Below are 23,087 nucleotides of genomic sequence, written 5' to 3'. Positions count from 1 at the left end.
CAAAAGGCCCCTCCAATTTACGAGCTTTCACCCATGGCTTCTATGCGTTCTTTAAGCTTGATATAGGCGCCCATCAAAGTGGGTTCCATCACCACGAACTGGCCGTCACTGATGATAATGCGCTGCAATTGGGGGATTTTTACCTCACCTTTGAAGGTAAGGAAAACAGGTTGAATATAAAGCACCACCTGGCCAACCGGCATAATGATCATCGCCCCTAAAGCAACCTCGGAGTCATTTTGACTCCATAGGGTAAATTGGGCAGAGACCTCTGGGTTCTCGTTAATTAAAGTATTGATTTGAGAGGGCCCAAACACCAATTCCCCTTTGGGAAAGCTATAAGCAATGAGCTTACCATAATAAGGCTCATCACTACCTGCCGCCATCATGGCCCGCATATTATCCTGTCCTTCAATAAGCATGGGCAAAAATAAGAGAAAATCAAATCTATTCTCTTTGATTAAATCTAGGGTCAAATAATAAGGTCTTAAACGAGTTTCTGATTCTTTGTTATATTTTTGAGCAAAAGACCACACATCTTCTTGTTGATAAAAGACTTCCACGTCAGTTTGGTGGTATTTGGCATAAATACCCATTTGTATCTCGAATAAATCTTTAGGATAACGGACATGAGCGCGAATATCAGCGGGCATCTGCTCTTTGGATTTGAAAAGACCCGGATAAATGCGGCTATAGGCTTGAATGATGGGATCACTAGAGTCAAAGACATAGTAGTCAACCGTACCGTGGTAAGCATCCACCACGATTTTTACTGAATTACGAATATAATTGATTCTTTCGTTTCCCTTAGGGGGAATAGGAAATTCAAATTTTGCCAACCCTAATCGGTCGGCATTAGGGTACCAGGTTGAGGCCGTATAGGCATCCTGAATCCAATAAAGACCTTTGGGGGTAACAGCCAAATAAGGAGAAGCATCCAGAAGAAGATAGGGAGTCAGCGTTTCAATCCGCTCAGTGATATTACGTCGAAACAGTATTTTGCTCTTGTCATGGGTTTGGGTAGTAAAAAATATATCGCTATCCTGGAAGTAATAATAAAAAACAAGTTTTTCAAACAATGAGGATAGGGAGACCCCTCCTCTTCCTTGATAGTCAGTCATCACATTAGTGTTTCCCTTCGGGTAATCCAATTCCCTATTTTCATTAGGTGCGATGGCATAACGATAGGGTCCTAGGCCATAATAAATACCGGGCTGCTCAGTATTAAACCCCTGGTCGGACTCCGGTGGGATTTCACGAATAAACCAGTCCATAGACGCTTCACCCCGCCCTTGACCAGCCGAGGTCATGACAGGTCCATAACCATGAGTATATAACAAATGTTCATTGACCCACTTCCGGGCACCGCTTGGAAGTTTCTCGTAATTTAATTCCCGTGCTCCTAAAAAAACCTGATGTTTTTTCCCGTTAACCATATATCGATCAACATTCGTCGACGGGAAGCTATAGTAGGTACGCAGCTGCTGGAGTTGACGATAAACTTGGCCGACGAGCTCCTTATCCCAGACAGGAATATTGCGAAGCAAGTCCTGCACTTTAGTATTAAGAATATTTTCTAAAATTCTTTCTCTTTCAAATTCTCTAACTTCTACATCGCTAAGATTATAGGCATCCAAAGTGGCTTGAATACTGCCTTCTATAAAAGGTTTTTGCAAGGATAGCTCATTAGGTTTAACGATATATTCCTGGGTAGCCCAATGTAGAAAGTGAAAATGACGAGCACCTAAAGAAAGCATAAAAAACAAGGAGAAAAAAACCAGCAACTTTATTCCTTTATGTCTATTAATAAAGTAAACAAGGGAGAGTGCAACCCCCAATAAAAAAAACAAGGACAGCCAGATGAATGGCAAAATAACCCGCATTTCCACAAAGCCGGGGCCGGAAAATAGCGGCTGGTGGGCTTCACTATAGACCAGCTCATTGCGTTGTAACACAAAGTCCCAGATTTCTATCAAAAAGGTGAAAAGGACCAGTATACTGAGATGCCATCTTGCTCCCAGCGGCAAACGCTTACCATGTTGAGAGAGCAAGCGGTTTTCGATCCAATAGAGCAGCGCCAACCCAAGTAGAAGCAACAAAAGAGCAATTAACAGTCGTTGCAGGATGAGTACATAAATGGGAAAAGAAAAAAGATAGTAAGAAATATCCTTACCATAAGCCGGATCTTGAACCCCCATATCCGGCGCCATAAGATAAAGCAGAAAAGCCTCCCATTGCTGAAAAAGAGGCCAAGCAACCAGAATACTGAGAACCACTGAAAAAGGTGTGTAGACCCAGAGTGAACCTGTTTGGAATTTATTAAATAAACGCTTAAAGCTTTTCCGGGGCGTACCGGGTGGAATCTCAGCCGGCCGTTCTGTCCCTAGGTAATGGGAGGCAATCCAAAAATTGAGAAAAAAAACGAGAAAAAATAGAATACCTACTTCTATAAAAACAACCGATTGATAAAGCATCCGTTGCCAGAAATAAAATCCATAGCCCTGGGCATCAAACCACCAGAGATCTACTAAAAAAGGAATACCTTCGAATCCGGCAAAAATCAAGAAAATAAAGAAGGCGATAATGCTGAAGCCGAGAATAAATAACCTGTGCTTCCAACGGGACATTATTTTTCCTTTTTACGACCGATAATATCTATCTTTATTTAGCTCTAATAAAGCTCTATTTCAAGTTGTTAAAGCCCCCTCAACTTTCTGGGCGCGGCTGATTCTCAGGCTTGCTCGCGCTTGCCATGGCTTCACGCACCGCCCTGATCACCTGCCTACGAATACGAGTGAGATAGGGACGCTCTTCTCCACTAAATGGGATTGGACGGCATAAGCGCATAGTGATCATCCCCACTCGTGCCGTATAGATACCCATGGAGGCCCCTTGCCCCGCCTGGGCCGATAAAGATGCTAGAAAGGTACCGCCAAAAGCTTCCGCACCCGTATCTGCGATGATTTCTGAAACACCGGCCAGTGCAAGATTTCCCAGCACCCCTCGAACTAAAACAAAAGATCCAGCAAATCCAGGGCGGCCTCCATAGAGGGTTGCAATTTCTCGCACCATGCGCATATTTCGCCATAGGCTAAGAACCGCATCAAGCAAGGCTAAAGGTGAGATCGCAGTTACTAGCGCAGTCTGGGAAGCATACTTGACTACCACTCCATAAGCGCGCTCATCCAGGGAACGTAACACTTGCTTGGTGAATAATTCCAGTACTTCAGCATCGCTATGGGCATCCGTCACCATGGAATGGAAAATTTCAAGCTCTGGATCCAAATCTGAGCGATTCGAATAAAGTGTCTCGATGCGAGCGACTAAATTTGTAGCAGTACCATGGCCTCCTTCCTCAACCAGGTGTTTTGCTTCCTCTTGGAAAGCAGAAATATCTTGCATCCGCCAAATATCCCGCATCTGCTCCCGAACCCATACCACGATGGCCACCAAAAGAAGGCCAAAGAGACCCGTAAAGAAAAGGCCAAGCAACAGACCCCGTTCAAACATATCACCGAGGAAAGTTACCGTATCAAGCACCACGAGGCTTGCTAGCAAAGCGGCAGCAGCGCCCAAAAAACAGCGGAAGGCACGGCGTCGCTGTCGTAAGGTTTGCTGCCTTAGACGCTCAATATCCCTTTCCAGGGGAAAATTTTTATCTCTCTCTGTAAATTCGCTCTTGCTAAGATAGTCCATAAAAGCGCGTTCACCTTCCTCTGCAAGCACCCGGGGGGAAGAAGGCCTGCGCTTTTCTTTATCCCTCACTTGCCTTGGCTCAGACTCAATTTCCACGGGTGGAATCCAATGTTTATGACTCATATCAATTTGTCTCCTAGGAGAAACTCTAAGGCTTGGTCCAAGCGGATATGAGGCAGCGTTCTAGAAGGGGCTTCTGAAACAGGGGGGGGTTGGAAAGAAAGAAAGCGGAAACGATCCTCAACCCAATCTTCAGGGGTAGGAATAGTTTCTGGGATTTCTCCTGGAAATAACAACACCTCACGTTCCCGCCCCTCAGGCACACCCTTGACACAAGAAAGCTTGCCTCCTTCATGATCTGTGACCACAGTTTCTGTCGATTTGACCGAAGAAAGAGTCATTGTATCCATCTCCACACCACTAAAACGAACTTCTTCTGCGGCTTCCGAGATCAGTTGGTCGAGCAAAAGTCGAAGATTGTGGTGCTGATTGGCAGCCACATGGTCCGCCTTGGCGGCGGCAAATAGAACCCGATCAATGCGGGGTCTAAAGAGGCGACGAATCAAACCTGAACGGCCATAGGAAAAACTTTCCAGTGTTAAAGCTAGCGTCTCCCTCATATCATGAAAGCACTCATAACCCCGGTTGAGAATATTGAGTAGATCCACCAGCACAATCTGCCGATCAAAGCGTGCAAAATGTTCTTGATAGAACCGTTTGACCACACGATCTTTATAGGCTTCATAACGCTGGCTCATGACGCTATAGAAACTTCGCTCCGGCGGTGCTGCTACTGGGGGAAGGGGGCAAAAACCAAGAATAGGCGTATTTTTCAAGTCTCCCGGCATGGTGAAACGCCCCGGCTGAAGGAGGGTCAGTCCCCCTGCCTTACAGCGGTGAAGAAATTCGCTGTAAAGTACCGCGGCCTGTTGCATGGTTTCTTCTTCAGCGGTTTTAGTCAGGTCCAAGCTGTTGAGAAAATCAAACCACGCTTTCGATAATGAAGCTCGGGGCTCCTGCTTGCAAAGTTCGAGCACCTGCTGAGACCAATCCTCAAAAGACTTGTCTAGAAGTGTCAGATCTAGGAGCCATTCTCCTGGATAATCAATGATATCTAGATACAGGGTGCTCAATGGAGTCACTCGCCGCCGCAGCATAGTCCCTGGGCGATAACGGATAGCCAGGCGGATTTCACTGATCCGATCGGTAGGCTCCGGCCAGGAAGGAGGCCTGCCGGTCAACTTTTCAGCAAATTCCCTATAACGAAACTCCGGGAGTTCACTTTCTGCCCGTGGAATAATTTTGGCTCCCACAAGACGGCCTTCACTGGCGACTTTAAAAAAGGGTAATTGGGAACCATGGGACAAATGGTGAATTAAAGAGGTAATAAAAACCGTTTTCCCACTCTTATTAAGCCCTGTCACTGCCAACCGAACAGAACGATTAAGGGCTCGGTGAGCGAGATCACTCGCACCGCTACTGAGCCGTCGTCTAAGTGCCTCTATGTCAGCACGATCGAGGCCAATATCTACTACCATCAGACTGCTTCCAATATCAGTGGATATCCCATTTTCCAGAGAGCAGAGAGCTAAGAGGCGGACGAACTACTCTTTACAGTGGCAAAGGCTTGAACCACAGCGCACCATGCCTTGGCAAGATTATCTAGGTTATACCCCCCTCCTCCTAAACCAAGAATACGCCCTGCGCAATATTTATCCGCAATGGCGCATAAACTCTCTGCCGCATGGGCATGGGCCTCCTGGCTATATCCCAAGTGGGTAATCGGATCGGCGGCCAGGCTATCTGCACCGCACTGAAATAAAATAAATTCCGGCTGACCCTGCCTTAGGAATGCCTCCGCCTGCTCCCAGGACTCTAAAAACTGCCTATCCGTTGCCCCAGGTGACATAGGAAGGTTTAGCTTAGTGCCCACAGCAGGGCCTAGGCCCGTTTCATCGGCGGATCCAGTACCCGGATAGAGATAACGCCCATCCTCATGGAGATCGACAATAATGACATGGGGATCTTCCTCAAAACCATACAACACCCCGTCTCCATGATGGGCATCAATATCCACATACCCTATCCGCTGCACCCCATACTGTCGCCGTAATGCCTCAATAGCCACACCACAGTCATTAAAAACACAAAAACCGGCAGCAGTATCACGCCGGGCATGGTGCAAGCCAGCAATGGGGATAAAAGCACGCCGGCAGGACCCAGTGATAATGGCGTCCACAGCTTTTAGCACGGTCCCCACAACCGCAGCGGCAGCCTCATAAACACTTGGGAAAACGGGGGTATCACCATAATCCAGGTAACCTCTCCCCGCCCTGGAAAGGCGTTTAACTTTTTCGACATAGTCAGGGGTATGAAACCATTCAATATTTTCTTGGGTAGCCATACCCGGCTCCCCTATCATCACTTCTCGATCAAGCCCCTGGCGATGAAATTCATCGATAAAAGCACCTTGTCGAAGGGGACCAAAAGGGTGCCCTTCACCAAAATTATAGCGCTGGAGTAACTCCCCAATATAAACACAAACATCTTTGTCCATCAGGCACCACTTGAAGTTCAGGAATCCACCTTTAATTGCTGAAAAAAACTCAACTCACCCGACCAAAAAGAGAATCAATCCGCCGTCCAATATCATCGAAGATCGCTAGAAGGCCCGCCCGGAAATCTTCGTCCAGCCACGACTCGGCCTTCTCGAGTCGAGCTTTTTCAAGCCGTTCCTCGGCGTACCGACGTCGCTGCCTGATAGCTTCCAATTGAGGGCGTAGATCTTCTTTAAGCTTTTGATTACCCTTTTCTATCTCTACCTCCAATTGACCAATTTCCTGATCAAACTTGACCAGTCTACTTTCTAAGTTTTGGATCTCTTCTTCCATATTCATAACCCATCCCTCTTCTCATCCCAACGTAAAACGCCTATCTATAACAATAGCTTAGATTCTATGTTTAATAAACGAAAGCAAAGCATCAGTCCTGAAATCGCCATCAAGGACCATAAAAATATAGTGCAAAAAACCATTTTCTCTGCTAGAGAAATAAAGATGGTATCTTCTAAGTTATATGAAGTTTATTTTAATTATTTTCTACAACCATTTGTTTTATAGAAATTTGTTTTTATTTCCCTTTGTTTATCTGGCTATTTTAAAGCAATGGAAATGGGGGAATCGAGCCAAGTTAGGCCATCTAAACGAGATGTGTTTACCTCTCTACGGAGGAAATGCAGATGACCTCCATCCTAGGAATATCTCTAGCCTTTGGAATATTTTTTGCGAGTGCTCTAGCTATTCCCCCAGTTATCGCTGCCCGCCCTCCCATCACTAAAAATCCCCCCTTAAAGGAGGTTGTCGTGAGCTCTAACAACGCTATAGTCAGTCAAAATCCAAAACTATTTCAAATTTCAGTCTTACTCCAATTTTTCTGGGGTGGGGTTTTATCCAGTATTCTTTTATTTTGGAGTTCTTTTGCAGTAGGAGCACAACCCCCCACCATCCGCCTCTTCCCCACCACTGTGATAGAAAATGTCAAAGAAGCAGGCCAAGTGGCTAGAGATATGGAAATAAGTCTGCAAGATGTGATTGCCGATATGGAGCAGCAATGGAAACTTTACCAGGAAAGCAAATGTGAGGGCTACGAAGGTGACGAAGGCTGCTCCCAGATTTCCCAACAAATGGGGAATAAATACCTAGAAATGCTTTCCCTTATGGATAGTCAATTGCCACAAATTGAACACTCAGTCCAAGCCACTATTGACAGCTTAGAGAATCGTCTGCGTCAAGAACTAGGGCAAAAGCTGACTGCCCGGGATTTGCAAGAAGTTCTGGTTTCAGAGACTGCTGGCGATAATCAGCTCTCCAATAGGAAGTCCCGGAGGCATTCTAGCGGCCGCCTAAGCGAGCGATTTCGCCAATACTATAATCTTGTTTTACAAGCTAGCTCCCATACGGGGGGTAATTCTGTAGCCCTGGCGGCAGCAGATATTTATTTGGATAGCAAGGAAGTCCTGGAATTAATTCAGCTCACCCAGGGGGAAATCAATCGTGCCCGGTTAATGATCGAACTCCGGAATCAATTTGGCTCCGTAACGCCAGAAATGCATGAAGTTGTGACCGGTGTAAAAAAGATCTTGCTGGGAGAAAAGGATATGGCCACAGCCTACGAGACATTGCCTCCTGCTGGCACTTTCCCTGAAGAATATCAAAGCCCTTTGAAGTTCTGAGCCTGATTAATAATGAGAATCCGATCCAAAGACATCAATAACCAGCGCCTGGAGGTATAGGCTATGCTTCCCCAATTCATACTGCGGCTTTCCCTATATAACAGCATAGTAATATCCATGGCATTGTGGTTATCGAGCTGTCAAACCACACCTGCTCCACCACCTGAATGTACCCTTCCCCAAACAACAGGTGTAAAACAAGCCTTCACGCATACGCGAAAAGAACTCAGTCGCAGTGAATGCCATTTTCGCTTTGATGCCTATTTTGATCGTTTACTTGACACAGCAGCGGGTGATCCAAATCCCCAACACAGTGAACATTTCAGCGAGTTTCTGATCTGGGCTAATTCTCAAGACATCATTACCCGGCGTAATGCTGAAGAGTATTACAACCGTTACTTTAATGCCAAGTTTGTTTCATTGCCGAACGAGTATAGCAATTGCGCCTATACCTGCCGGATGAAGGATGAAATTGTTCATAACATGAAAGAAGAATTACGGCAGAAAGATAAGGGGTTGCTCAAAATTATGGCTAACAAACGCGCTTACGCCCGAGCTAATTCTCTCCATGATTCAATATTGACTGTACTTGAAGCGACTTGTACCGCCTGTGCTACTTCTCGCTAGGAAATCTCTCATGAATCGGCGCGGATGGCATGATTTTATCAAAGGCGTAATGGTGGGGGCATGTGGCGCCATGGTGCTTGGGTTAGGCCTTCTTTACCTTCTCAATATGACCCACGTTATTGCGCTCTCTACCCCCGCTCTCCCTGATATTCATCCATTCCTATTGTGGATCTACAATAATCTTCGGCTTTCCTTGATTCCGTTTACGCTCACCTTAATCCTTTACATCTATTCACTTGGCCGACTCAATCAATATCTAAAATTACCTCACCCTCCCCCCGATAAGGTGGCCCAAACGGAACACTTATTGGATATCTGGATTAATTTGTTTTTTGGTATTGGGGTAATCTGGACGGCTATTGGTATACGCAATGCATTGCTGACCGCATTGGGTGATCTGAATCCTGTTTCAGCAGCCGAGTTAGGCGCCTTTACCATCCTCCAGCGCCTAGTCGATGGAGGGATCTTATTGGCCTTATCGACAACGATCTTTGGTGCGGTGGGAGGTTATTTGCTCCGCTTGAATAAAGCGATAACCGTTGGGGCTCGTTTACAGACCTATTATAGAGAGTTGGCTAAGCACCAGAGCGAAGAGTTTAGAACAATATTGTGCAACATTGAATGTCGTTTATCAGAATTGGCTAATATCAATACTAGACAGAGAGAGGAATACTGATGAGCGATCTTTGGTGGACCTTGCAACCTTCCCAAACCCGAAGGGACAGTGGTCCCCACGAAATAGAAATGTTGCAGACCGATGTCATGCGATTTATGGCTATTCTCGGTCTAGTTTTAATGGCTATCTTTGCGCTCGTTCAAAGTTTGCAGATGGGACCTACAGATCATCAGCCTGAGCTTGAAGATCCGGCGCAACTAACCCAAGAAGTAGAAAGGTTAAAGAAAAAAATTCACCATTTGAAAGAAATTCAAACCCAGCAAACAGCGCAGGTCAGAAAAGAAAGGGAGCAGGTAAGCCGCTCACTGCAACAGGCTAGGCAAGCTTTATTTGAACGAGAACAGCAATTAACGGCGCTTAATCAGCAGATTGAACAGCGACAACGATCCCTGGTTGATCTCCACCAAGAAATTGAAACCCAGAATCGCGCCCTATCTGCTCTAGAAAAAGAATTCGCCGCAAAGCGTAATACCCTTTCCAAACAGCAACAAATAGCCCCAGAGCCGCTAACACCTAAGCCGCCAGCACAAGGATTTAATTTACATTTTGCTTCTGAGGAAGCGCTTGCCTTTTTGGTGAGAACCCACCAAGTAAAACTTTATGCCATGTTAGGAAAACGTGCTTGGCACTTGGAGGCCAAGCCTCAGGGAAACCATTTCCAGGCGACCAGCATGCCTGGTCAATTTTATGAGATGGATCCCCAGACGGTTCCCCAGGATTATCTCCTAGCAATCAAGAAAACCATTACCGCATTTGACCCCTTACGCTTAACGTGGGGGGTGATTTTACCTGAACAGACTCGAAGCCAGATTTCCCGCTTAATGTCACAACACTCAGGGGGTAATCTGGTAATAGAAAAAAACAGCACAGTGACCTTTGTGTCTGCTAATCGATGAACCGGATACTCAATTTTATAACGTTTTGTGCCTCGTTAATGCTACTTGTGGGGTGCGCATCACACCCGAGCTCCAGGGAGCAGGACACCCCACGTCAACTGACCCACTGGATTGATAAGCAGCTGGTCCCTTATGTGGTCAAACAGCTCAGCCAGCATCCCAAATTTAAGAACCAGCCTTTTCTCGTGGTCGGCATGAAAGGTGACAATATCCAGTCAGATATTGACGACCTCACCCATTATATTCGCAATCGGCTCATGGCCGCTCTCCTGCAGACCCCCGGTGTCAATCCCCTTTGGCGTCCTGCCACTCGTCCTTGGAAACATCACCGTTACCTTGCGGATCTCTCTTGTGGTGAGTTTAGCCAGGCTCGTTATTACCTCGGCGTGGATATCCAAGTGTCCCCCTTGGACAAAACCATGGAAGTCTCTATTCAAGCCCTGGATGCACAACAAAACAACTGGGTTTCTGGTTTTTACCAATCGTGGCAGGGTCAACTTAACCCGGCACAACAAGATGCCCTGGCCCGCCACCATCAAGATGAATATCTCCGTGGCCTCCGGCCTCTGCCTTTCACTGCTAGCCAGCCCGATCTGTTAGCCTCCTATCTGGCCCATAACGTGAGCTGTTTACTACGCCACAGCCAAACCAACGACGAAGTGCTCATTTATGCCCAACACCCGACGACCGAGGTCCACCCCTATTTTCGCACCGCCTTAGATTTGGTCGATAATTACCTGGGACGATTTCGGGAAGTACACATCACCGGCGACCCCCAACAAGCCCGGGTCATTCTGGAAAGCCAAGTATATTATCTCCACGACCACCTCTATCAAGTTTGGGTAACTCTGCGCGAAGCCCAAGGCAGCCACCACCTTCCGGGGACAGAAACAGAGGCCTATGTACGGTTGCCGGAAACACCGCCCTCTAGGAGCCACCCTAGCACCCCTCTGCCAAAACCTGAAATTCCTCCCGCTTCATCCACTGGCGTTGTTGCTCCCAGCGCTGCTGCCAATCCCAACCTAATTCCTCAACACCAGGTTAAGCTGACGAGAAGATCGAGCACTTTTATTGACTCACTGCGGTTTCTGATGACCCAAAATCAAGTCAACTGCACGACTGAACGCTGGCGGTTCAGGGAAGGGGAAGCTGTCAGGCTCGAAGATCTACTTACCCATAGTCCCTGCCTAATTATGGAGGTCTCTGTCAACAAACCGCTGCGCCTCCTGATTATAGGGCAAAATAGCCAAGGAGAATTGAGTTGGATTATCCCTTCCCCCTGCGAAGGCAATCAAGCCGCAGGTATCTTCCTCAAAGCGGGGGAAACATTTCACTATCCCTTGCCCCATCAAAAGAAAAAGATACAGATTAAGGACTTTTACAATATGCCAGGAACGGGATGGATTTATGTGATAGCCATGGTGGATCAGGAATTAAGCCGCAACCCCCATCAGCGCGCCCGGAGCATTGCCACTAGGCTGGGATTGTGTAAAAACCAGCAGGTATCCTTTTCTTCCTGGAAGATCTATCTGAATCAGTTGCTTGTTGAAAATGACCAACTTGTCGAATGGAAAACCGTGCCTTTCCCTTCATGTCAAGCGAATCAATGCATTTATGAGGTCCAGCCATGAAATTTCTTGGCCTCATTACGGGTATCGCCCTTATCGGGTGGGTAGGAATTTGGTATATCCAAGAAAACGAGCCTGCCACCTGGCAGCAGCTTACCGGGGAAGTCCCCAAGAAATGGAAGGAACTGCTTTCTCGCTACACCATAGATTCCCCTAAGCTCGGAGAAAACCAGCTACCAGTAGAACCTAAAGAGGAAAGTTCTGAAGCCCATGCCGATATAGGCGCTTCAAAATCAACGGACACCATTGACTCCCCGTTATCGCCGCAGGCAGGACCCCAGCTCGAAATAGCGAGGCCTGGGCCACCTACTCTTCCAGAACCTACTGAATATCCGAGTCCTATAGAAAAGACCAAATCAAATCTATCCTGGCAGGTGTTCTGGAAACCCTTTAGCAATTCACTTTCTGCCAATGGCTTTGCCCAGAGAATCAGTGAAATTACCGGACTTGATATTGAAGTCGCCAGAGAGTCGGCGAACACCTATTTCATCCAGTTTCCTTACCGCGATGAAGAGGAGCGTCAGCGCCACATCGAATTAATAGAGGATCGCACTGGCCTTAAGCTTAACTTTACGAGATAGCCATGAAATCTTTTGCTGCCCCCCTGCTATGGATAGGACTGCTGTTAGCTCCGCTAGCGGTCATTGCCACCTCTCACCCATTGCCCTCTACTTTCGACCTGGAGAAAAACTGGCAGCAGTATTTCACTACTCAAGCAGAGATAGAACCTGAACTACGTTATCCCCATGAACATTGCTTCCGTCAAGCGGCGGAAAAATTTGAGTTACCTCTAACCTTGCTTCTCGCCATCGCCAGAGGTGAATCTGACTTTAATCCCAGAGCGCGTTCAAACCGGGATGCCTATGGCTTAATGCAGATTCGCTGGCCTGTGACCGCCAAACATCTCGGCATTCAGCGGCTCAATGAACTTTATGATCCCTGTACCAATGTGCAGGCGGGGGCCCGGTATCTGCGTGAACTCCTAAATCGTTACCAAAACAACCTGCATCTTGCATTAGCGGCCTACAATTATGGTCCAGGGAACATCCAGGTCGGTGCCAGAGCGAGCGAGATTCCTAAAGGCGCCCATTGGTATAGCGGTTACATTTATCGCCATCTACAGTATGTCCAGGGTCGTTCAGGCGCACCTGAAGGGGAACGGGTACCCTATGACAGGGAAGGTAAGCTTGAAATTCTGGTCTTTCACCGACCCTATCGGGCTGAGGCGTTTATCAGTTACTTAAAGGCTCAAGCACCTTCCCTACGCTTGGACTGGTTCCATATTGGATTAAACCGTTTTCGGGTTGTCTTGCTCTACCGGAATCGGACTGAACTCAGTAAGGGTAAGCAGTTATTGCAAAACTTTGGGGTCAGCCTAAGCAGATGAACCTAACCCTAATCCCTTTACTCTCTTGTGCGCTGGTGGTTACCGCCTGCACCGTAATCTCTCATTCTGGGAATCAAGGGACGCCTTCCGAGCTCACTCAATGGGTAGATACCGAATTGGTCCCCTACGTGGCGAAACACCTTAGCCAGCACCCCAAATTCAAGAACCAGTCCTTTCTCGTGGTGAGCATAAAAGGGGACGATATTCAGCCAGAGATTGACGACCTCACCCGCTATGTCCGAGATCGGATGATGGGGGCTTTGCTCGACACTCCTGGCGTCAACCCCCTTTGGCGCCCTGCCACTCGTCCTTGGCAGCATCCCCGCCGCCTAGCGGATCTTGCATGTGGCGAGTTTAGCCAGGCCCGTTACTATATTGGCGTGGATATTCATAGTTCACCGCTAGACAAAACTGTAGAGGTTTCGGTGCGCGCCTTAGATGTGCACCACAAACAATGGGTTTCAGGTTTTCATCAATCTTGGCGCGGTCAACTTTCCCGGTTGCAACAAGAAGCCTTAAGTCGTCGCCATAAAGACGAATATTTACGAGGACTCCGGCCTCTGCCTTTTTCCGCTCACCAGCCTGATCTGTTGGCTTCCTATCTGGCCCATAACCTGAGTTGCCTGTTGCGCCATAGCCCACTCCCAGAAGAAGTGGTCATTTATGCCCAACCTCCAACGAGCGAAAACCTGCCTTATTTTCGGACTGCTCTAGACTTGGTCGACCATTACCTCGGCCGCTTCCACAAGGTACAGGTAGTCAACGATCCCCAACAAGCGACTGTTATTTTAGAGAGCCAAGTCTACTCCCTCCACCATAACCTTTACCAAGTCTGGGTGACGCTACGTCATACCCAAGACCAGCGCTACCTCCCCGGCACCCAGACCAAAGCTTATGTGCGCCTCTCAGAACCCCCTATCACTCCGAGGCAAACGGCCACGCCCCAACCCCCATCGACCCTTCCTTCCCCGCCACCTATTCAATCTTTACCTCCCTCAGAGGCAGAGGCTCGAGCCATAGAACCTAAACCCCGGCAGGCAATACTTCAAAGGCCTAGGGCTTTGATTAACAGGCTTCATCTTCGCTCTATTCCCAACTGGGTTGAGTGTGTGACCCAAAGCCGCTGGTTTGGGGAAAGATGGGCAGGGCTACTAGGAGACGTTTTCGCTAAAACGCCTTGCCTGCTGGTGGAAGTGGCGGTCAATCATCCTGCTCGTCTTTTACTGGTCGGACAAAATAGCCGAGGGCAATTAAGGTGGATGATTCCCCCTCCTTGCAAAGGCCTCCATCCCGCTGGCGTCCGCCTAAGAAAGGGGGAAATTTACCGCTCCCCCCTGCCCATAGAAAAAATACAGTTTTTAGAACTTGATAAGATGACGGGGGAGAGCTGGATCTATGCCATTGCAATCGCAGAGCAAACCATTGGTAAAAGACTGGATGATAAATGGATTCATGTCAGGCCAATGGTGGAAAGGAAATTCCTTCATGGGTCGCGCCAGTATGCAAGCCTTGTTGCCAACCAGTTGGGACTGTGCAAAAACCAGTGGCTTAGCCGTACTTCCCCCTCTTCTTGGCTAGGACGCCTAGAGGCTTTAACCGCAGAAAGTGGCCGGCGCGTAGAATGGAAAGGAATAAAACTTTGGCATACTCAACACAGTAGACGTTAAATTTGCGTTGGGCATTTTTAAAACGGCTTCTCAGCTCTCAAGAAAAGGATAGTCCGTATAACCCTTTTCATTTCCCCCATAGAAAGTCTCTGGATCGGGTGCATTTAAGGGAGCATAACGTGCAAACCGCTCCGGGAGATCTGGGTTGGCAATAAACAAGGTGCCAAATGAGATCAGATCCGCTTCACCTGCGGCTAATACGGCTTCAGCCCGTTCCCGGTCATAGCCGCCATTGGCCATGTAGAGGCCAGTGAAAATATCCCGCAGTTTGCGGGTATCGAAACCAGGACCTGCATCGCCGGTATTTCCAATCTTACTTTCCACCACGTGGAGATAGGCCAGACCCAAAGGATTGAGTTTCTCAACCGCATAGCTGAAGGTTTCTTCAGGATGGGAATCATACATGTCATTAAAAGGGTTTAAAGGCGATAACCGTACCCCTACCCGCTCACTGCCCCATACCGAAGCGACTGCTTCGGTGACTTCCCCCAAAAGACGGGTCCGATTTTCCAGAGAGCCACCGTAAGCATCAGTCCGTTGGTTGGTCCCATCTCGCAGGAATTGATCCAACAGATAACCATTGGCAGCATGGATCTCTACGCCATCAAATCCAGCCTCCAGGGCATAGCGAGCAGCACTCCGGAACTGCCCTATGGTGTCGGGAATTTCATCTATGGCTAAAGCGCGAGGGGTCACAAACGGTTGCATGCCCTGGTAGGTAATGGCCTGCCCGGTGGGCCGAATGGCTGAAGGCGCCACTGGCAGCGCCCCTCCTGGCTGCAGCGAGGGGTGGGAAATGCGCCCCACATGCCAGAGCTGTAGGAAAATACGTCCTCCCCGCTCATGGATCGCTGCTGTCACCCGCTGCCAGCCAGCCACCTGTTCCTTATTATGGATCCCCGGTGTATGGGGATAACCCACGCCCTGGGGCGAAACCTGCGTTGCTTCGCTAATAATTAGACCCGCTGAGGCCCGCTGAGCATAATAGACGGCATTCATTTCTTGAGGGACATTGCCCGGCCCTGCTCGGTTACGGGTGAGGGGCGCCATCACCATTCGATTAGGCAACTCATAGGGACCCAATTTAAGGGGCAAGAAAAGGCCTATCACTGGCTTCTGAGCATTTGGCATAAGGGAACCTCAATAATTCTATAAAAAATAACAGGCTATGGGCTCAGTCTAGCCCAAGGGAGTAGGCCAATAAGGACATAGTGATTCAAGATGCCAATGAACCGGATACTCCTCCCCTGAAAGGCTGGTTTCTAAGATTTTACTATCAATACTTCGGGCAACTTTGGGCAAACTTGCCACAACAATCAATAACTTACCAAATTAAACCCAACTTAAGGATAGTGCTAACTTGCATTTTATTCGTCTTCGAACTTTAACAAATTGATTTTTATGAATAAAAATTGCTAGCACTATTGTGCTATATATATTAAATATAAGTGTGTTACCTAAGATAAATTCCAGCTAAAAGATTCCCAGGGAAGCACCGATAGGGGTCATACTAGGTAATGTATAAAATCAACACAATGGTTAGCCAAAAGCTACCTTTCTCAGAAAGGAACATCCCGCTCTTGTTGCTAAAGCCGTCCCCTTCGGAGGTTATTCCAAGCCTGGCAGAATTGAAAACCTGTTACCAGCTTCATGAAACCACTGCTGAATCCAGAAATCAGTCAAGCAGAAGTTACTAAATTAGCAGACTTATGCTGTTCATCAGTAGCCATGCAGTGGATCGCATTGGTGCCCGCAACCTTTCCCCAAAACAAGACACTGAATGAATTCATCAGCGGCTGCTTTTTTGACTACCATACCCTGCCCCTGGATATGCCACGATTACAGATCACTTTGGGCCATGCCCTAGGCATGGCTAAGCTTGCCTGCCTTGCTGAAAAGCCCCCAATGGTGGAACCATTTCTGGATCATTTACTCGTGGGTAAAAACCCACAAATGTGCAAACTGAACCACGATATCCAAAAAATCGCGGCAGTCAATGCCCCGGTACTGATTAGGGGCGAAAGCGGCACGGGCAAGGAATTGGTTGCCCGGGCGATCCATCACTACTCCCAACGCCAAGGACCATTTGAGGCTGTTAACTGCGCGGCTCTGCCGCCCTCTCTTATCCAAAGCGAGCTTTTTGGCCACGAGAAAGGAGCATTCACTGGCGCGGCTCGGCGTAAAATTGGACGGATCGAAGCCGCCAGCGGCGGCACCATATTTCTTCTGGTATTGTTTTTGCCCTATCTTTAATAGTTTAGCCATCTCCCGATAACTTGGCTCCCTCTGCTAGAGAGGGTTAAATAAATAGCCTACTAAAGAAACAATTAATGGATACGCTTCGAGCAAATCAATTTCTAGACCACTAGCGCAACGCACCATGCACTGTCGCACCCACTTAAGGAGGGACCACGATGCCCTTTATCTGCTCGCTTCTTCTTTTTTTAGGGATTAGTTTCTCGAACGTGTTAGCGGACCTCCTGCCGGCCGAGGACATTCCAAAATATGTGGACCCTTTGGTCATTCCCCCAGTCATGCCTAAAGCGGACACTATTATGCAGCAGGGTGGTCCGCCAATTGATTACTATGAGATCGAGGTGGTGCAGTTTCAGCAGCAGATCCTTCCCAGCACGGGTTTCCCAAAGACCCCAGTATGGAGTTATGGGGCTGTGGGTCATCCCGAAACCCGCAACTATCCCGCCTTTACTATTGAAGCCCAGGTCAATAGACCAACTCGGGTCAAGTGGGTCAACAACCTAGTGGATGAGAACGGCGACTTTTTGCCCCACCTGCTCCCCGTAGACCAGACCCTGCACTGGGCGAACCCGTCACAGGACTGCATCGATGGAACGACCCGGACCGATTGCCGGGGCCAAAGTCAAGAAACCTATACAGGTCCAGTCCCCATAGTGACCCATGTGCATGGGATGCGGGTGGCTCCTGAGAGCGATGGTTACCCTGAAGCTTGGTGGCTGCCTGCCGCCAATAATCTCCCCCCAGGCTCTGACCCGTCGGGAACCCTCTTTGGTGACATTACGACCACCGATGCGGATCCCAATAACGACAATCCGGGTAATTTGGGGTATGCCCTATTCCAATATCCCAATGACCAACCCTCCGCTACGCTCTGGTATCATGACCATGCCTTGGGCATCACCCGGCTCAATGTCTATGCGGGACCGGCAGGTTTCTATCTACTCCGTGGCGAGGAGGAGGACAACCTTAACCTCCCTGGCTCGGCACCAAAGCCTGATGGCAATCGGCAGGGCCCCCAAAAGTTTTTCGAGATTCCCATTGCCATCCAGGACCGCTCTTTCAACGAGGATGGTTCCCTTTTCTATCCGGATAACCGGGCATTTTTCGAGGGTTTGTCACCAGACCAGCTTAAGATAGACTTCCTTCCCGACTCCGATGTGCCTCCCATCTGGAACCCCGAGTTCTTTGGCAATACCATGGTGGTGAATGGCAGGACCTGGCCCGTACTCCAGGTGGAGCCCCGTAGGTATCGCTTCCGCTTCTTGAACGGTTCGAATTCCCGTTTCCTTATTTTGAAGGCCGTAACAGCTGCTCAGCCAGATAACTCAACTACTTGGTCTAATCTCACAGATGAGTTTGTACAGATTGGAGCCGATGGGGGGTTCTTACCCCAACCGGTGGCCCTCGATGAACTCCTCATGGCCCCGGCAGAACGGGCGGATGTCATCGTCGATTTTTCGGGGTTTGCCCCTGGCGAGGCCATCTATCTAGTCAATGTGGGTCCTGACGAGCCCTTCGGGGGCGGTCGCCCAGGAGTGGATTTCGAGCCTGCCAATCCAGAAACCACAGGCCAAGTGATGAAGTTCCAGGTCGTCCCGCTTACGGAACCGGACCCAAGCGCCAATCCAGATACCCTAGTGCTACCTTCCTTCGAAGAACTCGGTCCATCCACCCATACACGGCAGGTATCCCTCAATGAGGAGGAGTCCCAGGAAGTCTGCGTCAAGGTGCAAAAAGGAAAAGTGCAGCAAATAGGCTGTTCTCCAGAAGCCGAGGAATTCGGTCCCATTGCTGCTTTGCTAGGGACACTCCATAACGGTATGGCCAACCCCCTATTTTGGGAAAATACGATCACGGAGAATCCGGCGCTGGGGAGTACCGAAATTTGGGAAATATACAACTTTACGGAAGACGCCCATCCCATCCATCTGCACCTGGTGCAATTCCAGGTATTAAACCGGCAACCCTTTGGTGATGATGGTTCCTCTGACCCTCAACCTTGGGAGACCGGTTTCAAAGACACCGTGATCGCCCTTCCAGGAGAAATCACCCGGATCAAGGCCAAGTTTGATATTCCCGGTCTTTATGTATGGCACTGCCATATTCTTGAGCATGAGGACAATGAAATGATGCGGCCATACTGTGTTGGCGATCCGGCCAATTGCCCCGCGAATGGTGCACCATAAAATTTCAGAACCCCTTCCCTAACAAAATGCTTGTTTATTTTTTCGGCACGTTTTTATTTTTGATGAGTAAACTAGAAAGCAATTAGATCAATGACACCGAGAATTTTTTCGTATAGCCGCCGTTTATATCTGGCATCATTTTTTTAAGGTAATTGCGTCTGCCCCATGGGCAGATATTATGCCAAAGAGAGTTGTTTCTTTTTAAATCAGTTAATTGCCTAATGCTTCACTGCTTGCTGTGAATTGACTTGCGGACAGGGATGTTGCTTATTGCTAACAATCACTCCCCCACATTAAGGGTAAGGGACTGATATATAATTATATTTCTTGTTGCTTATTTGCAACTATGAAATGTTAATAAGGGTTGGGTATCTGTGGATGAAATGCTCGGAGGACCTGGACTGACTGCATGATAGCCTACGGCTAGCGCTCTAGTGGACAGTTAAAAAAGTTGCGATGATGCCCAGACCCCGTTATGGTTTGAGAATGACGATACGTTGGTACCCTTTCAAGCCATTGTTATTCTTTGCTTATTAACTATCTGTACAGAACAAACACCCATGAGAACCTGGATCATTACCCTCTTAACTTTTCTCTTTGCCCCCTACCCCATTCTCTATGCCGATACACACACCTATGGCTATCCAATCAGCAACTCTTACGAGGCCACCGTAATCGGCACACCCCGTCAATTACAAGCAGATCTGCCGGATAAAATCAATATCAAGCCCTTAGAACTTACGGTCTTCGAGGATCGCAAAATCCCAGAAACGCTCTGGTACACTAAACGTTTGGAGTACTTGCTGGCCGCTCAAAAACAGAAGGCGCCCCTCGTTTTTGCTATCTCCGGGACGGGGTCTAGCGCCAATGCCCCCGGCATGCAAATCTTACAGAAAGCCTTATTCCAAGCCGGTTTCCATGTGATCTCATTACCGTCTCCTACCCATCCCAATTTTGTTACCTCGGCTTCGACCCACTCGGTGCCCGGTCATGTCGTTGAGGACTCCGCAGATCTGTACCGGGTGATGCAACTTGCCTGGAATCAGGTAAAAGAGGACATTGAAGTCACCGATTTTTATCTCACAGGCTACAGTTTGGGAGGCGCCCAAGCCGCATTTGTGGCTCGCTTAGATGATAAAAAACAGATCTTTAATTTTAAAAAGGTGCTGATGATCAACCCTCCCGTCAGTTTGTATAATTCCGTCTCTATTTTGGATCAGCTACTTGCCAATAATATTCCTGGAGGGATGGATCACCTAAATGATTTCATCAATAGGGTGATCAATCGATTTACTGAAATCTATAGGACCGAGGAGCAAGTAGAATTCAATGATGAATTTCTCTACAAAGCTTACCAGCGATACCAGCCCAGCGAAGAGACCTTAGCCGCTGTCATTGGGCTGTCTTTCCGCTGGGCGGCGGCCAACATGATATTTGTCTCTGACGTCATTACCAATTCCGGCTATGTGAAACCCAAAAATTTAAAACTTTCACTTACCGACTCCCTCACTAATTATTTCAAGGTCAGTCTCCGCATCGGTTTCCTTGACTATTTCAATGAATATCTTTTCCCTTTCTTTGAAACACGCTATCCCGGGCTAAAACGAAAACAACTTATCCATAGTCTCAGCCTTAAGAGCATTGAAGCGTATCTCAAGGAAAACGACAAAATCGCTATGGTCACCAACGCAGACGATCCCATTCTTGCTCCAGGCGAACTCGAATATCTGCGCGAAGTATTCCAGTCCCGGGCCAAAATCTATCCCCGAGGGGGTCATCTGGGAAATATGGGATATAAGGATAATGTGGCTTATATGGTGAATTTCTTTTTAAACTAACCGAGGATAAATCTCAATGATGCGGCGCTCTACACTAATAAAAATAGTATTTGTTCTGCTGCTGGGTCTCATTTTACAGGGATGTGCATCCCAACCCCGCCAAGAAAAGATTATACCTCCTGAATATTCACTAAGCGAAAACCCAGAAGCAAAAGAACTTCCCATACTCAATGTTTACGATCCCCTAGAGCCTTTTAACCGGGTGGTATACTTGTTCAATTATCAGTTTGACAAGTATATTTTCCTGCCCGTGGTCAACACTTATGAGTTTATCACACCAGATATCATCGAAAGGGGCGTTTCAAATTTCTTTTCCAATATTGGAGAAATCACCAACTTTACCAATACGCTACTACAGTTAAAATTCTCCAGAGCCTTAAAGACAGTAACCCGCTTTGTAGTGAACTCTACTGTAGGTATTGCCGGTATCTGGGATCCGGCTACTCGCTTGGGATTTTTTCAGCACCGGGAAGATTTCGGCCAAACGCTCGGACATTATGGTTTAGGACCAGGACCTTACCTCGTACTCCCTATCGTCGGACCTTCTAACTTGCGTGATACCGCCGGTTTATTAGCCGATTCCCTCGTCTTTGATGCCATTGACCCCTTTAATTTTGAACATAATGAAGAAATTGAAATCCCCTTCTATTTTGCACGGACTGTCGATCAACGACATCGCGCCAGCTTCCGTTACTACGAGACGGGTTCACCGTTTGAATACGACCTCATCCGTCTTTTATATCTCAAAGTGAGGGAGGCTCAAATTGCTAAATAATTTGTTTCCAGGCTATCCCCCCTCTTGAGTCTTTACACCGAAACTACACGTTAGAACGCCATCTAAAATGCTATATTTAGCTGTATTATTATTGGTTTTCCACCTCTGGCAGCTCCTTACCCTACTCAACGGACAACACCAGTTACACCTACTTCCCCCTGAGCCCCAAAATCCTTGCCGTGGCTGGCCTAAAGTATCCATTATTATCCCTGCACGAGATGAGGAAGCAGAAATCGAGCAGGCTCTGCGGTCGGTTCTAGGAATGGATTATCCAGACTTTGAAATTATTGTGGTCAATGATCGTTCAAAAGATCGAACCGGTATTATCCTAAGCCAAATTAAAGCACAACATCCCCGATTACAAATCGTTACAATTGAGCAATTGCCCGATCAATGGCTAGGAAAGAATTATGCATTACACACCGGCGCAGCAATAGCCAGTGGCGAGCTTTTACTGTTTACGGATGCCGATATTCTTTTCTCCGCCTCCGCATTGAAGAAAGCGGTAGGCGTACTGGAAAAACATAACCTTGATCATTTAGCTTTAGGACCTAGAGTCTACTCGCCCAGCCCTTTGGTAAACCTGCTAGTGGCTCTTTTCGCCAAAAGTTTTTCTTTATATATAAAACCCTGGCTCGCCCGCAACCCCAACTCGCGCTATTTTATCGGGCTGGGAGCCTTCAACTTGGTGCGTCGTTCTGTTTATGAGCAGATCGGGGGGCACCAAAAAATACCACTCCGTCCCGATGACGATATGAAGCTGGGTAAGCTCATTAAACAAAGCGGCTATCGACAGGATTGTTGGTCGGCCTTCGATGATTTACGTCTGGCCTGGTATCCATCGTTCAGGGCCTTTATGCAAGGCCTGGAGAAGAATGTGCTAGCAGGCATAGATTATCAAGCAGGAAAGCTATTTTTAGGTCTATCCCTGATCATTGCTACCAGCTTACTTCCTTGGGCCATCTTGCTGGTAGGGGATTCGATTTCAAAGTACATTGCACTAGCCACCATCGGAGCTTCCATGTGGGGATTTGGCCTCTTCTTTAGGGCCGCCAGTTGCCCTTTCTATCAGGTCCTATTTGAACCGGTCATCCTCTTGCTCTATGTTTTCACACTGGCACGATCAGCATTTCTCACCCTTGTTCGCGGCGGCATTCACTGGCGCGATACTTTCTATCCACTGAGCCTATTGCGAAAAAATAAGGTTTGAATGGCAACGATTGT

Annotated in this window: 19 protein-coding genes; 13 read left to right on the top strand and 6 right to left on the bottom strand. The window is 47.9% G+C overall.

Annotation, left to right across the window (positions count from 1 at the left end; translation table 11 throughout):
• Positions 1 to 17: 17 nt before the first annotated feature.
• The 5 genes from NHAL_RS07460 to NHAL_RS07440 form a co-directional block, all read right to left on the bottom strand.
• Positions 18 to 2,627, bottom strand: a complete 2,610-nt coding sequence (locus tag NHAL_RS07460) for a UPF0182 family protein (RefSeq protein ID WP_013032565.1) — start codon at positions 2,625 to 2,627, stop codon at positions 18 to 20.
• Between the two features lie 79 nt (positions 2,628 to 2,706).
• Complete coding sequence (locus tag NHAL_RS19740; protein WP_013032564.1) at positions 2,707 to 3,819, bottom strand: YcjF family protein; 1,113 nt, start codon at positions 3,817 to 3,819, stop codon at positions 2,707 to 2,709.
• A complete protein-coding gene (locus NHAL_RS07450; RefSeq protein ID WP_013032563.1) occupies positions 3,816 to 5,234 on the bottom strand; it encodes a YcjX family GTP-binding protein in 1,419 nt (472 codons plus the stop codon). Before NHAL_RS07450 ends, NHAL_RS19740 begins: the two co-directional genes overlap by 4 nt.
• Before the next feature lie 50 nt (positions 5,235 to 5,284).
• Positions 5,285 to 6,253, bottom strand: coding sequence for an acetoin utilization protein AcuC (locus tag NHAL_RS07445; protein ID WP_013032562.1), 969 nt, complete (start codon positions 6,251 to 6,253; stop codon positions 5,285 to 5,287).
• A 49-nt stretch (positions 6,254 to 6,302) separates the two neighbouring features.
• Entirely contained in the window at positions 6,303 to 6,593 is a 291-nt protein-coding gene (locus NHAL_RS07440; RefSeq protein WP_013032561.1) for a hypothetical protein, read from the bottom strand.
• Between the two features lie 656 nt (positions 6,594 to 7,249).
• On the opposite strand from NHAL_RS07440, the gene NHAL_RS07435 reads away from it, so the two are divergent.
• The 8 genes from NHAL_RS07435 to NHAL_RS07400 all read left to right on the top strand — a co-directional run bounded on the left by NHAL_RS07435 (position 7,250) and on the right by NHAL_RS07400 (position 14,808).
• Positions 7,250 to 7,927: a hypothetical protein gene (locus tag NHAL_RS07435; RefSeq protein ID WP_203434370.1), complete on the top strand. Its 678-nt coding sequence runs from the start codon at positions 7,250 to 7,252 to the stop codon at positions 7,925 to 7,927.
• Between the two features lie 117 nt (positions 7,928 to 8,044).
• Entirely contained in the window at positions 8,045 to 8,554 is a 510-nt protein-coding gene (locus NHAL_RS07430) for a hypothetical protein (protein WP_157862505.1), read from the top strand.
• A gap of 10 nt (positions 8,555 to 8,564) precedes the next feature.
• On the top strand, positions 8,565 to 9,230 hold the full coding sequence (locus NHAL_RS07425; RefSeq protein ID WP_013032558.1) for a hypothetical protein: 666 nt from the start codon (positions 8,565 to 8,567) through the stop codon (positions 9,228 to 9,230).
• The gene (locus tag NHAL_RS07420; protein ID WP_013032557.1) at positions 9,230 to 10,126 is read left to right on the top strand and encodes a coiled-coil domain-containing protein; all 897 of its coding nucleotides are present in this window, start codon (positions 9,230 to 9,232) and stop codon (positions 10,124 to 10,126) included. The genes NHAL_RS07425 and NHAL_RS07420 overlap by 1 nt, the downstream gene beginning before the upstream one ends.
• Positions 10,127 to 10,164: 38 nt before the next feature.
• Entirely contained in the window at positions 10,165 to 11,757 is a 1,593-nt protein-coding gene (locus NHAL_RS07415; RefSeq protein WP_041354719.1) for a hypothetical protein, read from the top strand.
• Complete coding sequence (locus tag NHAL_RS19735; RefSeq protein WP_013032555.1) at positions 11,754 to 12,335, top strand: hypothetical protein; 582 nt, start codon at positions 11,754 to 11,756, stop codon at positions 12,333 to 12,335. Before NHAL_RS07415 ends, NHAL_RS19735 begins: the two co-directional genes overlap by 4 nt.
• Positions 12,336 to 12,337: 2 nt before the next feature.
• Positions 12,338 to 13,141, top strand: a complete 804-nt coding sequence (locus tag NHAL_RS19730; protein WP_013032554.1) for a lytic transglycosylase domain-containing protein — start codon at positions 12,338 to 12,340, stop codon at positions 13,139 to 13,141.
• The gene (locus NHAL_RS07400; protein WP_013032553.1) at positions 13,138 to 14,808 is read left to right on the top strand and encodes a hypothetical protein; all 1,671 of its coding nucleotides are present in this window, start codon (positions 13,138 to 13,140) and stop codon (positions 14,806 to 14,808) included. Before NHAL_RS19730 ends, NHAL_RS07400 begins: the two co-directional genes overlap by 4 nt.
• Before the next feature lie 30 nt (positions 14,809 to 14,838).
• On the opposite strand, the gene NHAL_RS07395 is transcribed toward NHAL_RS07400, so the two are convergent.
• Positions 14,839 to 15,939: an alkene reductase gene (locus NHAL_RS07395; RefSeq protein WP_013032552.1), complete on the bottom strand. Its 1,101-nt coding sequence runs from the start codon at positions 15,937 to 15,939 to the stop codon at positions 14,839 to 14,841.
• A gap of 519 nt (positions 15,940 to 16,458) precedes the next feature.
• Here NHAL_RS07395 and NHAL_RS07390 point away from each other — a divergent pair.
• The 5 genes from NHAL_RS07390 to NHAL_RS07370 all read left to right on the top strand — a co-directional run bounded on the left by NHAL_RS07390 (position 16,459) and on the right by NHAL_RS07370 (position 23,073).
• Positions 16,459 to 17,061 carry a sigma-54 dependent transcriptional regulator gene (locus NHAL_RS07390; RefSeq protein ID WP_013032551.1) on the top strand — a complete coding sequence of 201 codons (603 nt, stop codon included), beginning with the start codon at positions 16,459 to 16,461 and terminating at the stop codon, positions 17,059 to 17,061.
• 212 nt (positions 17,062 to 17,273) lie between these two features.
• Positions 17,274 to 19,250: a multicopper oxidase family protein gene (locus NHAL_RS07385; protein ID WP_203434369.1), complete on the top strand. Its 1,977-nt coding sequence runs from the start codon at positions 17,274 to 17,276 to the stop codon at positions 19,248 to 19,250.
• A 560-nt stretch (positions 19,251 to 19,810) separates the two neighbouring features.
• A complete protein-coding gene (locus NHAL_RS07380) occupies positions 19,811 to 21,088 on the top strand; it encodes an alpha/beta fold hydrolase family protein (protein ID WP_013032549.1) in 1,278 nt (425 codons plus the stop codon).
• A 16-nt stretch (positions 21,089 to 21,104) separates the two neighbouring features.
• Complete coding sequence (locus NHAL_RS07375; protein ID WP_013032548.1) at positions 21,105 to 21,863, top strand: MlaA family lipoprotein; 759 nt, start codon at positions 21,105 to 21,107, stop codon at positions 21,861 to 21,863.
• Between the two features lie 67 nt (positions 21,864 to 21,930).
• Positions 21,931 to 23,073 carry a glycosyltransferase family 2 protein gene (locus NHAL_RS07370; protein ID WP_013032547.1) on the top strand — a complete coding sequence of 381 codons (1,143 nt, stop codon included), beginning with the start codon at positions 21,931 to 21,933 and terminating at the stop codon, positions 23,071 to 23,073.
• Positions 23,074 to 23,087 lie beyond the last annotated feature (14 nt).

The organism is Nitrosococcus halophilus Nc 4 (genome assembly GCF_000024725.1).
GTDB classification, from domain to species: domain Bacteria; phylum Pseudomonadota; class Gammaproteobacteria; order Nitrosococcales; family Nitrosococcaceae; genus Nitrosococcus; species Nitrosococcus halophilus.
This window is presented reverse-complemented; position numbering and strand designations above follow the sequence as displayed.